At 70.8% G+C, this 12,871-nt stretch carries 13 protein-coding genes; 10 read left to right on the forward strand and 3 right to left on the reverse strand.

Annotated elements, in window-relative coordinates:
- Positions 1-22 precede the first annotated feature (22 nt).
- Together VGD70_RS32835 and clpB are read left to right on the forward strand one after the other, a co-directional pair.
- Positions 23-1,201: a pyridoxamine 5'-phosphate oxidase family protein gene (locus VGD70_RS32835; RefSeq protein WP_331088309.1), complete on the forward strand. Its 1,179-nt coding sequence runs from the start codon at positions 23-25 to the stop codon at positions 1,199-1,201.
- A gap of 268 nt (positions 1,202-1,469) precedes the next feature.
- A complete protein-coding gene (clpB, locus tag VGD70_RS32840; protein ID WP_331088311.1) occupies positions 1,470-4,064 on the forward strand; it encodes an ATP-dependent chaperone ClpB in 2,595 nt (864 codons plus the stop codon).
- A 51-nt stretch (positions 4,065-4,115) separates the two neighbouring features.
- Here the strand turns inward: clpB and VGD70_RS32845 are convergent, their stop codons facing one another.
- Positions 4,116-5,033: a serine/threonine-protein kinase gene (locus tag VGD70_RS32845; protein ID WP_331088313.1), complete on the reverse strand. Its 918-nt coding sequence runs from the start codon at positions 5,031-5,033 to the stop codon at positions 4,116-4,118.
- Positions 5,034-5,301: 268 nt separating this feature from the next.
- Here VGD70_RS32845 and VGD70_RS32850 point away from each other — a divergent pair, with 268 nt between their 5' ends.
- Positions 5,302-6,417, forward strand: coding sequence for a cytochrome ubiquinol oxidase subunit I (locus VGD70_RS32850; RefSeq protein ID WP_331088315.1), 1,116 nt, complete (start codon positions 5,302-5,304; stop codon positions 6,415-6,417).
- A 159-nt stretch (positions 6,418-6,576) separates the two neighbouring features.
- Here VGD70_RS32850 and VGD70_RS32855 read toward each other — a convergent pair whose 3' ends face one another.
- Positions 6,577-7,062 (reverse strand): SRPBCC family protein, encoded by a 486-nt coding sequence (locus VGD70_RS32855; protein ID WP_331088316.1) that lies wholly within the window; start codon positions 7,060-7,062, stop codon positions 6,577-6,579.
- Positions 7,059-7,439, reverse strand: coding sequence for a metalloregulator ArsR/SmtB family transcription factor (locus VGD70_RS32860; protein WP_331088330.1), 381 nt, complete (start codon positions 7,437-7,439; stop codon positions 7,059-7,061). The genes VGD70_RS32855 and VGD70_RS32860 overlap by 4 nt, the downstream gene beginning before the upstream one ends.
- Before the next feature lie 141 nt (positions 7,440-7,580).
- On the opposite strand from VGD70_RS32860, the gene VGD70_RS32865 reads away from it, so the two are divergent.
- The 7 genes from VGD70_RS32865 to VGD70_RS32895 form a co-directional block, all read left to right on the forward strand.
- A complete protein-coding gene (locus VGD70_RS32865) occupies positions 7,581-8,279 on the forward strand; it encodes a hypothetical protein (RefSeq protein WP_331088318.1) in 699 nt (232 codons plus the stop codon).
- Between the two features lie 49 nt (positions 8,280-8,328).
- Complete coding sequence (locus VGD70_RS32870; RefSeq protein ID WP_331088320.1) at positions 8,329-9,108, forward strand: SDR family oxidoreductase; 780 nt, start codon at positions 8,329-8,331, stop codon at positions 9,106-9,108.
- Between the two features lie 24 nt (positions 9,109-9,132).
- Positions 9,133-9,813 carry a DUF3137 domain-containing protein gene (locus VGD70_RS32875; protein WP_331088322.1) on the forward strand — a complete coding sequence of 227 codons (681 nt, stop codon included), beginning with the start codon at positions 9,133-9,135 and terminating at the stop codon, positions 9,811-9,813.
- Positions 9,814-9,834: 21 nt separating this feature from the next.
- A complete protein-coding gene (locus VGD70_RS32880; protein ID WP_331088324.1) occupies positions 9,835-10,659 on the forward strand; it encodes a phospholipid scramblase-related protein in 825 nt (274 codons plus the stop codon).
- A 300-nt stretch (positions 10,660-10,959) separates the two neighbouring features.
- Positions 10,960-11,541 carry an orotate phosphoribosyltransferase gene (gene pyrE, locus VGD70_RS32885; protein ID WP_331088326.1) on the forward strand — a complete coding sequence of 194 codons (582 nt, stop codon included), beginning with the start codon at positions 10,960-10,962 and terminating at the stop codon, positions 11,539-11,541.
- A 50-nt stretch (positions 11,542-11,591) separates the two neighbouring features.
- Positions 11,592-12,332, forward strand: coding sequence for a LemA family protein (locus VGD70_RS32890; protein ID WP_331088328.1), 741 nt, complete (start codon positions 11,592-11,594; stop codon positions 12,330-12,332).
- 445 nt (positions 12,333-12,777) lie between these two features.
- A partial coding sequence (locus tag VGD70_RS32895; protein ID WP_331088332.1) for a DUF2784 family protein occupies positions 12,778-12,871 on the forward strand: 94 nt, incomplete at its 3' end.

The raw sequence follows: 12,871 nt of genomic DNA on the forward strand, positions 1-12,871 counted from the left end.
ACCGACACAGTCCGTAACCCCCGTGACCCAACAGCGCACCACCCGCCGCTCGGCCCCCCGCCCCGCCGGCGACCTCTTCCAGCCGTCCGGCCCACCCGCCGGGCCACAGGCGATCCACCAGCCCGGCCCGGCGGGCCGCCAGCCGCCGCCCCCGCCAGCCACGAAACAGCTGAGCCAGCCCGCCGCCCCGCAGGCTGGTGGCCAGCCGACCCGCCAGCCCGACGGCCAGCCCGCCATGAAGCAGCAGGCGCAGCCCGCCGCCCCGCACCAGACCAGTCGCCATCCCGATGGGCAGCCCGCGACGAAGCTGCTCGACCAGGCCGCGGTCACGCAGCCGACCACCAGCCAGGCGGGCCGCCAGCCCGACCGCGTACCCACCGCGAAACGGCCGGGCCAGGCCGCCCCGCACGACGCGAGTCGCCAGTCCACCGGGCAGCTCGCGACCCAACAGCTCAGCCAGGCCGCGGTCACGCAGCTGGCCGCGAGCCAGGACGGCCAGCCCAGCGCCCACGCGGCGCACCCGAACCAGTCCTCGGTCCGTCCCCAACGCCCGGCCGGCGCGCAGCAGGCGGTCCACCAGGCCATGTCGCCCTGCGCCGAGCCCGGCTCCGCGGGTGAGCACCTCCTCCAGAGCGCCTACGGCACCGAGGACCGCGCCGCCCGCTTCTACCGCGACCAGGTCCTCGACCGGCTCAACGACGAGATGATCACCTTCGTGGGCCGGATGGAGATGGCCTTCATCGGCACCGCGGACGCCGGCGGCGAGTGCGACTCCACGTTCCGCGCCGGTCCGCCCGGCTTCCTGCACGTCCTCGACGAGCGCCGCATCGCCTACCCCGAGTACCGCGGCAACGGCGTCCTCGCGAGCCTCGGCAACATCAGCGAGAACCCGCACGTCGGCCTGCTGATGATCGACTTCGTCGAGGACCTCATCGGGCTGCACGTCAACGGCCGTGCGCGGATCGTCGAGGACGCCGACCTGCGTGCCGACCGGCCGGACCTGCCGCGTGAGGTCGAGCGCGGCCGCACCCCCGAGCGCTGGGTGGTCGTGCACGTCGAGGAGGCTTACGTGCACTGCCGCAAGCACATCCCGCAGCTGCAGCCGGTCCCGCGCGACCGCGACTGGGGCGGCGACGACGCCCGTCGCAAGGGCGGCGACTACTTCGGCGTCCGCGCCCGCCAGGGTGCGACCGCCCCCTGAAGCTGAAGCATGGCCAGGGACCACACCCGGATCACCCGGGTGGCGGTCGCGTCCGGCGCCCACCATGCATCTTGCACACCTGCCTGTGGATAAAGACCTGGGGATTGTGGACAGGTGACCCTGGGCTGTGGACAAGGCTATTGGTACATGTGGGTGAGGACGGTCACCATGGTCGTCACGGAGCGAAAATCCAAGGTTGAGCGGAACTGACTCAACTTTGCTGACGTTGTTGTAGTGAGGCAACGCTGCACACGTGAGGTGAGGGGAATTGGACGCTTTCAACCCGACGACGAAGACCCAGCAGGCGATCTCCGCGGCGGCACAGGCCGCGACCGTGGCCGGCAACCCGGACGTCAAGCCGGTGCACCTGCTCGGCGCCCTGCTCGCCCAGGGCGACGGACTGACCGCGCCGCTGCTCACCGCGGTCGGCGCGGACCCGGGGGTGGTTCGCAAGGAGCTCGACCAGCTGGCCGTCTCACTGCCGACGGCCACCGGCGCCACCGTCCCGGCGCCGCAGCTCGACGGCCAGGCACTGCGCGCGGTCACCCACGCGCAGAAGCTGGCCACCGAGATGGGCGACGAGTTCGTCTCCACCGAGCACCTGCTGGTCGGCCTCGCCGCGCAGGGCGGTTCGGTCGCCGACCTGCTCACCCGGCACGGCGCCACCCCGGACGCGCTGCGTGACGCGTTCGCCAAGGTCCGCGGCTCGGCCCGGGTCACCAGCGCCGACCCGGAGGGCACTTACAAGGCGCTCGAGAAGTACGGCGTCGACCTCACCGACCGCGCGCGCAAGGGCGAGCTCGACCCGGTCATCGGCCGCGATGCCGAGATCCGCCGCGTCGTCCAGGTGCTGTCCCGGCGCACCAAGAACAACCCGGTGCTCATCGGCGAGCCGGGCGTCGGCAAGACCGCGATCGTCGAGGGCCTCGCCCAGCGGATCGTGGCCGGCGACGTGCCCCAGTCACTGCTCGGCAAGCGGGTGGTGGGCCTCGACCTCGGCGCGATGGTCGCCGGCGCCAAGTTCCGCGGCGAGTTCGAGGAGCGGCTCAAGGCCGTCCTCAAGGAGATCACCGACTCGGCGGGCCAGGTCGTCACGTTCATCGACGAGCTGCACACCATCGTCGGCGCCGGGGCCACCGGCGAGGGCGCGATGGACGCCGGCAACATGATCAAGCCGATGCTCGCCCGCGGCGAGCTGCGGATGGTCGGCGCCACCACGCTCGACGAGTACCGCCAGCACATCGAGAAGGACGCCGCGCTCGAGCGGCGCTTCCAGCAGGTCCTGGTCGGCGAGCCGACCGTCGAGGACACGGTGGGCATCCTGCGTGGGCTCAAGGAGCGCTACGAGGTCCACCACGGCGTCCGGATCACCGACGGCGCGCTCGTGGCCGCGGCCACGCTCTCCGACCGCTACATCACCGCCCGGTTCCTGCCGGACAAGGCCATCGACCTCGTCGACGAGGCCGCGTCCCGGCTGCGCATGGAGATCGACTCCCGGCCGGTCGAGATCGACGAGGTCGAGCGGGCCGTGCGGCGCCTGGAGATCGAGGAGATGGCGCTCGCCAAGGAGGAGGACCCGGCGTCGCGGCAGCGGCTGGCCGCGCTGCGTGCCGAGCTCGCCGAGAAGCGTGAGCAGCTCACCGCGCTCACCGCCCGCTGGCAGAACGAGAAGGGCTCGATCGAGAAGGTCCGCGAGCTCAAGGAGCAGCTCGAGCAGTTGCGCGGCGAGTCCGAGCGGGCCGAGCGCGACGGCGACCTCGGGCGTGCGGCGGAGCTGCGCTACGGCCGGATCCCCGCGCTGGAGAAGGACCTCGAGGCGGCCACCGCCACCGCGGCGCTGCCCGCCGAGGGGCAGGTCATGCTCAAGGAGGAGGTCGGCCCGGACGACGTGGCCGACGTCGTGTCGGCGTGGACCGGGATCCCGGCCGGCCGGCTGCTCGAGGGCGAGACGGCGAAGCTGCTGCGCATGGAGGACGCCATCGCCCAGCGCGTCGTCGGCCAGGCCGAGGCGGTGCGGGTGGTGTCCGACGCGGTGCGCCGGGCACGGGCCGGCGTCGCCGACCCGGACCGGCCGACCGGCTCGTTCCTGTTCCTCGGGCCCACGGGTGTCGGCAAGACCGAGCTGGCGAAGGCGCTCGCGGAGTTCCTGTTCGACGACGAGCGCGCGATGGTGCGCATCGACATGAGCGAGTACTCCGAGAAGCACTCGGTGGCCCGGCTCGTCGGCGCGCCGCCCGGGTACGTCGGCTACGACCAGGGCGGCCAGCTCACCGAGGCGGTCCGGCGGCGGCCCTACAGCGTCGTGCTGCTCGACGAGGTCGAGAAGGCGCACCCGGACGTGTTCGACGTGCTGCTGCAGGTCCTCGACGACGGCCGGCTGACCGACGGTCAGGGCCGCACGGTCGACTTCCGCAACACGATCCTGGTGCTCACGTCGAACCTGGGCTCGCAAGTGATCGCGGACGCCACGCTCGACGAGCGGCAGCGCAAGGACGCCGTGCTCGCGGTGGTGCAGCGGCACTTCAAGCCGGAGTTCCTCAACCGGCTCGACGACGTCGTGGTGTTCCACTCGCTGGCCACCGAGGAGCTGACGTCCATTGTGGACATCCAGGTGACCGCGCTCGGCCGCCGGCTGGCCCAGCGCCGGCTCATCCTGGACGTCAGCCCGTCGGCACGCGACTGGCTGGCCCTGAACGGCTTCGACCCGATCTACGGCGCCCGCCCGCTGCGCCGCCTGGTCTCCTCCGCGATCGGCGACCAGCTGGCGAAGGCCCTGCTGGCCGGTGAGATCCGCGACGGCGACACCGTTCGGGTCGACGTGGCCGACGACAACTCGGCCCTGATCGTCGGCCGGGCCCTCTGACGAACGACACGACGCCGTCCCGCCCCCGACGGCCGGGACGGCGTCGTCGCGTCACCGGCTTACCGACAGCCGCGGGCCGATGGCGGACTCGTGCAGCGCGGCACGGGTCCGCTCGGCGGTCAGCCGCCGGCCGGGGTCCTTGGTGAGGAGTCCTTCGATGACCGGGCGCAGCGGGCCGGCGCGCAGGAACGGTGCCGGCGCGTCCTCGACGACGGCGGTGAACGTGGCGTGCGCCGAGCCCCGGTCGAAGGGTGGTCTGCCCTCGACCGCCGCGAACAAGGTCGCGCCGAGTGAGTACAGGTCGGCCGCCGGGCCGACCTCGTCGCCGTCCAGGCGTTCCGGCGCGACGTAGGCCGGGCTCCCGGCGAACGTGTCGGTCGCCGCGGGGGCGTCGTCCATCGTGCACGCGATGCCGAAGTCGGTGAGGACCACCCGCGTGTCGTCGCAGAGGTGCACGTTGCCCGGCTTGACATCGAGGTGCACGACGCCCGCCCGGTGCGTCGCCTGCAGTACGTCGAGAAGGCGCAGGCCCACCCGGGTCACCTCATCGACCGGCAGCGGCCCCCCGGCGTCGAGCGTCTCCCGCAGCGTCCGGCCCGACAGCGGCTCCATGACGATCCAGGGGCAGTCGTCCTCCTCGACGATGTCGTGGATCCGGACGGCTCCGACGTGGTCGACGCGCGCGGCGGCCCGAGCCTCTCTGAGGGCACAGTCCCACGCCGCCACCCGCAGCCGCGCGGACCCGAGGCCGTTCAGGATGACCTGCTTGAGCGCGACCGGCCGGTGCAGCACCTCGTCGTCGGCGAGCCAGACCCGGCCCATGCCGCCGCGGCCCAGGAGCGACCGGAGCCGGTAACGGTGTGCCACGAGGCGCCCGGCGGGCTCGGTCGCGACCGTGCCGGCGGCAGGTTCCGGCTGCGCCTTGCCGGCGACGCAACGCCGCGTGCTCGTCTCTGCTCGCTTCCGCATGGCCGAATCGCCCCCGCCTGCGCTTGTCCCACCAGGTGAGTCCTCGTTGCGGATCAGCGTCGCGTGCCGGTCCTGGCGGGGGCATCGCTGCCAGCGGTCGTCCTTCCCCGTTGCTGGCAGGAGTCCTGCGGTTCCTGCTGGCAGGTAGCCGGGTTGGGTGCTGGCCACGAAGACGTACGTGGTGCCTCGCCGGGAGGCTCTACAGCACGTCGAGCCCAGGAGCGAACATGACCGCGCCACCCGCCACGTGCGCCGCCGGAAGGCAACGATGAGCCTCGTCGGTCTCTCCCGCTGGCAGTTCGCGATCACCGTCATGTTCCACATGACGTTCCCGGCCATCACGGTCGGACTGTCGATCTTCCTGTGCGCCATCTACGGCATGTACTGGCGCAGCGGCAAAGCGGTCTACCTGCAGATGTTCCGGTTCTGGCGGCGCATCTTCGCCGTCGGCTTCGCGATCGGCGTGGTCGCCGGCGTCGTGATCACCTTCGAGCTGGGGCTCAACCGGGGCGTCTACGCCGCGGACACGGGCCCGATCCTCGGCCCGATCCTCGGGATGGAGGTCGTCACCGCGTTCGCCGTGGAGGCGGGCTTCGTCGGCGTCCTTCTCTACGGCGACGGCCGGGTCAGGCGCGGCACGATGTTCGTCGCCACGGTGATGGTCTGCATCGGCACGATCCTCTCGTCGACCTGGATCATCGCGGCGAACTCGTGGATGCGGACCCCGGCCGGCTACCAGGTCGTGAACGGCCGGTACGAGCCGACGAACTGGCTGGCGGTGATCTTCAACCCCTCGTTCGTCTGGCGGTGGTGGCACATGGTGGGTGGGGTACTGCTCTCGGCAGGCTTCGTCGTCGCGGGAATCTCGGCCTGGTACCTGCGCAAGGGCCGCGCCACGCCGTTCGCCCGCCGCTCCATGTCGATCGGGCTCGGGGTCGCCGCGATCGTGATCCCGGTGCAGATCTACCTCGGCGACGCCATCGCCGGGCACGAGCTGCCGCCGCAGCCGTCCAAGCTGGCGGCGCTGGAGGGCAACTGGAGCAACGGCAACACGGGCCGGCTTATCTTCGACATCCCCGACCAGCAGGCCGCCCGCAACATCCTCGAGCTGAACGTCCCCTGCTTCGGCAGCGTCGTCCAGCACAACCTCAGCTGCACCACGGCAGCGCCGGGCCTGGCCACCATCCCGGCCGCCGACCGGCCGAACATGGCCGCGACCTTCTGGGGATTCCAGGTGATGTTCTTCGCCTCGCTGTTCATGTTCGTCGACACCACCGGCACCCACGTGGTCGAGGCCGCGCGCCGGCTGCTCCCGCGCGCGGTTCTGGTCCTGGCGACGCACGAGCCACCGGACACCCTGGAGCCCACGGCACCGCTCGACTAAGGCCTGTCTCGTAGATCATCGTGTGAAGTCCTGCGCCGACCACCGGAACCTCAGGGGACCGTGACGGCACCCAGCCACCACCCACCTCGATACCCCGCACTATTCGCCGGGACGCAACGCACACTTTTAATCCCGGGGAGGCGGACTAGCGCCTTCCGGTCAGCTTGACGCGAGGAGGGCGTCCAGGTTCTTGTAGCCCTCGACCACGCCGTGCTCCATGCCGCTCGCCACGATCATGTCGCGGGTCTCGAAGGTCTCGGCGAGCGTCAGGTCCGTCACCCGCGTCCGGCCGTCGCCCAGGTCCTCGAAGGTCACCGTGTTCAGGATCGCGCCGTCGCCGATGCCCTCCATCGACTGGGTCTGCACCAGCCGGTCCGGCGAGCGGACCTCGTGGAACGAGCCCCAGAACGTCACCACTTCCTTGTCACCGGCCAGCATCGTGTACCGGTAGCTGCCGCCGCTGACGTTGTCCCACCTGTCCAGCCGCACCGACGTCCGCGTCGGGCCGAGCCACCGCACGAACACCTCGGGGTCGGTGAACGCCTGGAACAGCCGCTCGGGCGGCGCGTCGAACTCGCGCACGATCCGGATGGTCGGCAGGGCCGGGTCGGCCTCGACACGGGTCTCGTGGGTCGTCGTGGTCATGATGCTGCTCCTTGCTCGTCGGGGCGGGAAAGATCGGAGTGGGAAAGATCGGCGGGGTCGGCCAGCGCGGCCAGCACGGCGTCGAGGCGCTGGAACCGCTCCTCGGCCGCCCGGCGATAGCGCTCGATCCACTTGATCATCAGGTCGAACACCTCCGCCTCGAGGTGGCAGGGGCGCCGCTGCGCGTCCCGCGTCCGGCTCACCAGCCCGGCGTTCTCCAGCACCTTCAGGTGCTTGGACACCGCCTGGACCGACACGTCGTAGGGCTCGGCCAGCTGCCCGACCGTCGCGTCCCCGACCGCCAGCCGGGCCACGATGTCGCGCCTGGTGGGGTCCGCGAGGGCCGCGAACACCCGGGAAAGTCGATCGTCGGACATGTCCACCTGCGAGTTCGTCGTCAACCGATTGGTTGTGGAAGACCGTACGACCGCCGCGAGAGATTGTCAACCAGATGGTTGTGGAAGACGCGCGGGCGCGGTGATCATCGATGCGGGGGAAGGGACCACTACGCTCTACGCGTGGGCATACCGGCATGGGTCTGGTTCGTCGTGGCGGTGGTCGCCGGGATCGCCGGCGCTTTGATGTTGCTGCGCGATCGTGCCCGGCTGACCTCCCAGAACCGGGAGCGCCGCCGGTGGGCCGCCCTGCGCGGCTGGCAGTTCGCCGAGACCGACCACCTCCTCCCGACGCAGTGGGAGGGCGGTGCGATCGCCTTCCACGGCGGCGGCATCGCCCGCGACGTGGTCGCCGGCTCGACGTTCACCGCGGACGGCAGGCGCCGGGTCTACGTCTTCGACCTCGAGACCGCCGGCCGGGTCACCGCCGTCATCGCCGCGGTGCAGTGCCGTCGCACGCTGCCCGCCATCGTCGAGCTCTGGCTGCCCAGCGCACCCTTCCAGCGCGAGCACATGCCCGAGCTTCTCGGCCCGGTCGGCCAGCGGTACGCGTTCGTCTCCGAGCTCACCGCCGCGCGCGGGCTCATCACGCCCGACCTCGTCGACGCCACCGAGGAGATCGGCGCGGACATCGCGGTCACGTGGATCGAGGGCGGCTGGGTGCTCGCCGGCGCCGCGCCGCACGCGAGCCCGGCCCGGCTGGAGCGACTGCTGCGTGGGATCGGCGAGGTGGCCGACGTCATCGACCCGTTCGACGCGGAGATCGACCCGGTCGGCGAACACGAGCATCCGACCGGCCGGCACGGAGAGCGCCGCGAGTAGATCGGCGGTTCGTCAGGTCACCTGAACGGCTGAGCACTAACGTGTGTGCATGCCAACAGCGCTCGTCACCGGGGCGACGGCCGGGATTGGTGCCGCCTTCGCCCGCAAGCTCGCCGCCGACGGGTACGACCTGGTGATCGTGGCCCGCACCAGGGACCGGCTCAAAGAGGTCGCCACAGAGCTTGCCGAACGGCACGGCGTCGACGTGCAGCCGATGACCGCGGACCTGTCCACCACCCGGGCCCGCAAGCGCGTGGAGGAGCGCCTCGCCGACCACGAGAAGCCGATCGACCTCCTGGTCAACAACGCCGGCTTCGGCACTCGCGGCGCGTTCAGCGAGACCGACCTCGACCACCTGCAGGCCCAGCTCGACGTCAACGTCACCACCGTGCTGCGGCTGACCAGGGCGGCCCTGCCCGGCATGCTCGCCCGCAGGCACGGCGGCGTCATCAACGTCTCCAGCATCGCCGGCTTCTTCCCCGGCACCGGCCCGACCTACGCCGCCAGCAAGGCGTGGGTGACCACGTTCTCCGAGGGCATGGCCGCCAACCTCACCGGCACGGGCGTCCGCGTGATGGCGCTGTGCCCGGGGTTCACGAAGACCGAGTTCCACGACCGCGCCGGCGACGACATGTCGACGCTGCCGGACCGGCTGTGGCTCGACGCCGACCAGGTCGTCGCCGACTGCCTGCGTGACCTGCGCCGGGGCCGGCCCCGCTCGGTGCCCGGCCTGCCGTACAAGGCGTTGCTCGCGGTACCCCGGCTGCTGCCGAGGGCACTGCTGCGCAAGTTCGAGACCAGGGCGGCCGCGGGACGCGACCGCACCTGAGCGAGTCAGGGGGAGAACACAGGGATGGGATCCACCGGGACGGTCCTGCTCGTCATCGGCGTCGTCATCGTCGTCGGCGCGGTGCTGTACTTCCAGTACCAGGCGCACAAGAAGAAGGTCGCCGAGTTCACCACGTTCGCGGCCCAGCGCGGCTGGCGCTACATCGAGCGCGACCGGACGCTGAAGGACCGGTTCCTCGGCACGCCGTTCGGCAAGGGGCACGGCCGCGACGCCCGGCACATCCTCCGGGGCGAGCACCGCGGCCGTCAGCTGCTGGTGTTCGAGTACAGCTACAAGGAGACCCACGGCAGCGGCGACAGCCAGCGCACCGAGACCTACCACCACACGGTGGCCTCGGTGTACATCCCCGAGCCCAAGCCGATGCTCGAGGTCGGCCGCGAGGGCCTCGGCCGCAAGCTGCTGGGTTTCGTCGGCATGCGGGACCTGCAGCTGGAGAGCGAGCAGTTCAACGAGACGTTCCACATCCGGACGGACAACGACAAGTTCGCCTACGACATCCTGCATCCGCGCATGATGGAGTGGATGCTCGCGGACCAGCGGGCATTGGACAACGGATTCCGGTTCGAGCGGGGCGACCTGGTGGTCTGGGACCGGGAGAAGATCGACCTCCAGAAGGCCCAGTGGATGCTCGACTACCTCTGCGACATCCTCGACCAGGTGCCAAGCTTCGTCTGGAAATCCTGACGACCGCGGAGGACGCACGCCATGACCCAGCAGCCTGGGTGGTATCCCGAGCAAGCCGGCTCCACCGTTCTCCGCTGGTGGGACGGCAACCAGTGGACACAGCACACCCAGCAGGGACCGCCCCAGCACCAGCAGCCGCGCAGTGACGCCAGCGCCTGGGAGGTCCCGATCGGCCGCGGCCCCGACCCGGACAAGGTGCGCGAGCAGACCCGCGCCGCCGGTGTCGGCCAGGTCGGGCAGGGCGGCGGGACCCTGTTCACCGAGCCGGTGCTCGTGGTGAACCAGAAGGTCAAGCTCATCGAGATGGCCAACGAGTACGCGGTGTTCGACCAGCACGGCCACCAGCTCGGGTCGGTCGCCCAGGTCGGCCAGAACGCGCTGAAGAAGGCCATCCGGTTCTTCAGCAGCTACGACCAGTTCCTCACCCACCGGCTGGAGGTGCGCGACATCAACCACCAGCCGGTGCTGATGCTCACCCGGCCGGCGAAGGTGTTCAAGTCCCGGGTGATCGTGGCGCGGCCGGACGGCTCCGAGGTCGGGCAGATCGTGCAGGACAACGTGTTCGGCAAGATCCGCTTCAACTTCATGGTCAACGAGCAGCAGGTCGGCGGCATCCAGGCGGAGAACTGGCGGGCGTGGAACTTCGCGGTCGTCGACCACACCGGCGCGGAGATCGCCAGGATCACCAAGACGTGGGAGGGCTTCGCCAAGACGATGTTCACCACGGCCGACAACTACGTCGTGCAGATCCACCGGCCGCTGCCGGACCCGCTGGCAAGCCTCGTCGTCGGGTCCGCGCTCACCGTGGACACCGCGCTCAAGCAGGACGAGCGCGGCTTCGGCTGATGGTCTGGCTCGCCGTCGTCGCCGCCGTCCGGGCGGTGGGCACCACCAGCACGCCAGGAAGCTCTGGGGGGTCACGGAAACCGCGATCAGCGTGAAGATCACCGTGCCGACCGGGTGGCCGGCGCTGCGAGCTCGCAGGCGATCTCGTTGAGGCCGTGCCGGCCGCGGCGATCGCTTTCACGTGGACGATCCGGTGACGCCGCCCGTCGGCGGGTACCCCGACCAGCTGCCGGGTTACTTCGTGCTGCCGAGCCACCCGGTGTGACCTCGGGCGCGCCGCACCCGGTTTGTCGGTGTTCCATGAGAGGCTTCCGACCTGTGCGAACAGCTCCAGGTGTTGATGCGACGGCGAAGGGCGAGCTGGCTCGGTTGGTGAGCGAGCTGGCCGTGGTGCATGGCCGGGTGGTGCTCTCCTCCGGCAAGGAGGCCGACTACTACGTCGACCTCCGGCGCGCCACCCTGCATCACGCGGCGGCGCCGTTGATCGGGCGGCTGCTGCGCCAGCTCACCGCCGACTGGGACTACGTGGCCGCGGGCGGGCTCACCCTCGGCGCCGACCCGGTGGCCGGCGCGATGATGCACGCCGCGGCGGCGGCCGGCGAGGTGCTGGACATGTTCGTGGTTCGCAAGGCTGCCAAGGAACACGGGATGCAGCGCCGGATCGAGGGCATCGAGGTGGCCGGCCAGCCGGTGCTCGCCGTCGAGGACACGTCCACCACCGGCGGCAGCGTGCTCACCGCGGTCGACGCGCTCACCGAGGCCGGTGCCACCGTCATCGGCGTGGCCACCGTGGTCGACCGCGACACCGGTGCCCGCGAGGCCGTCGAGGCGCGCGGACTGCCTTACCGCTACCTGCTGGATCTGGCCGACTTGGGCCTGTAGTTCGGCTCGTTCGCCACGCGAGGGCAGCGCGGTCGCGATAGCCTGCCGGGGTGAATGCGGTATTGATCATCATTCTGGTTGTGGTCGCGCTCATCGTGATCGCCGTCGTGGCGTTCATCTCGATGTACAACAAGTTCGCGAGGCAGCGAAACACCATCGAGGAGTCCTGGCGCCAGATCGACGTCGAGTTGCAGCGCCGGCACGACCTGATCGGCAACCTGGTGGAGGTCACCAAGGCCGCCGCCCAGTTCGAGCAGCAGACGCTCACCCAGGTCGTCCAGGCGCGCACGCAGGCCGTGCAGGCGCACGGCGCGGGCCCGGCCGCGCAGGGTGCCGCGGAGCGCTCCCTGAACGGCGCGATGGCCAACTTCTTCGCGGTCGCTGAGCAGTACCCGAACCTGAAGGCCAACCAGGACTTCCTCAACCTGCAGCAGCAGATGGTCGAGACCGAGGACAGGGTCGCCGCGGGCCGCCGCTTCTACAACGGCAACGTCCGCGCCTTCAACACCCGGTTCGACACGTTCCCGTCGAGCATGGTCGCGAACTTCGGCAAGTTCCAGAAGAAGGAGTACTACGAGGTCGACGACCCCCAGGTCCGCGCCGCGCCGTCCCTCAAGGGCGCCTTCGACAGCTTGAACACCCAGGTGACGCCGACCCCGCCGCTCGGCCAGCACATGATCCAACCGCAGCAGCCGGCCCCGATGCCGGCCCAGCCCCAGCCCGGCGGCGCGATGCCGGTCCAGCCACCGCAGACCCCGCCCGCGCCGCCGGTACAACCACCCCAGAACTGACCTCGATCAGGGCCCGCACCAGCCGGGCCCTGATCCATTTCGGCGGCTCCCCGGTTCCCGAGTTATCCACAACGCACCGAGTTGTCCACAGCAGAGCCACACGCCCCCTTTTCGTCGGTACCAACCGATAGACTGGAGTCACGGGGTGCCCCCGGAGAGGGTGGGGGCTGCATCGCGCACGCGCGCGAGCCCTTCGATTCGGGTCTGTGCGGCCATTCGGCAGGGTTGCGGGTTTCTCTGGGCAGGCGCTCGCCGGAGCCTTTCACCTGGCGGTTGCCGGCTCTTTCGGGCACGGTTCGCGGGGCCTTTTCGGGCTGCGGTCTCGCGCCCTCGAGGACGGCTTCGTGGTCGCGGCGTCGGTGCGGGCTTCGCGGGGCAAGTCCGGGTAGCCGGGGCCATCCGCGGATCGGCCACCTGACAAGGTGTTTCCCGGTACGTTGGGGGCATGGCCGGGTTCCTCGCCGATGTCACGATGGTGGTGCACTTCGCGGCGTTGCTCTACATCGGACTCGGGGGGTTTCTCGCCTGGCGGTGGCCCA

This window comes from Actinophytocola sp. (assembly GCF_036402745.1).
Lineage (GTDB): Bacteria > Actinomycetota > Actinomycetes > Mycobacteriales > Pseudonocardiaceae > Actinophytocola.

Bases quoted from the DNA above. Each gene is read 5' to 3' on its own strand.
- VGD70_RS32845 (WP_331088313.1), bottom strand. From the start codon at position 5,033: ATGCGGAAGCGAGCAGAGACGAGCACGCGGCGTTGCGTCGCCGGCAAG.
- VGD70_RS32850 (WP_331088315.1), top strand. From the start codon at position 5,302: ATGAGCCTCGTCGGTCTCTCCCGCTGGCAGTTCGCGATCACCGTCATG.
- VGD70_RS32855 (WP_331088316.1), bottom strand. From the start codon at position 7,062: ATGACCACGACGACCCACGAGACCCGTGTCGAGGCCGACCCGGCCCTG.
- VGD70_RS32860 (WP_331088330.1), bottom strand. From the start codon at position 7,439: ATGTCCGACGATCGACTTTCCCGGGTGTTCGCGGCCCTCGCGGACCCC.
- VGD70_RS32870 (WP_331088320.1), top strand. From the start codon at position 8,329: ATGCCAACAGCGCTCGTCACCGGGGCGACGGCCGGGATTGGTGCCGCC.
- VGD70_RS32875 (WP_331088322.1), top strand. From the start codon at position 9,133: ATGGGATCCACCGGGACGGTCCTGCTCGTCATCGGCGTCGTCATCGTC.
- VGD70_RS32880 (WP_331088324.1), top strand. From the start codon at position 9,835: ATGACCCAGCAGCCTGGGTGGTATCCCGAGCAAGCCGGCTCCACCGTT.
- pyrE (WP_331088326.1), top strand. From the start codon at position 10,960: ATGAGAGGCTTCCGACCTGTGCGAACAGCTCCAGGTGTTGATGCGACG.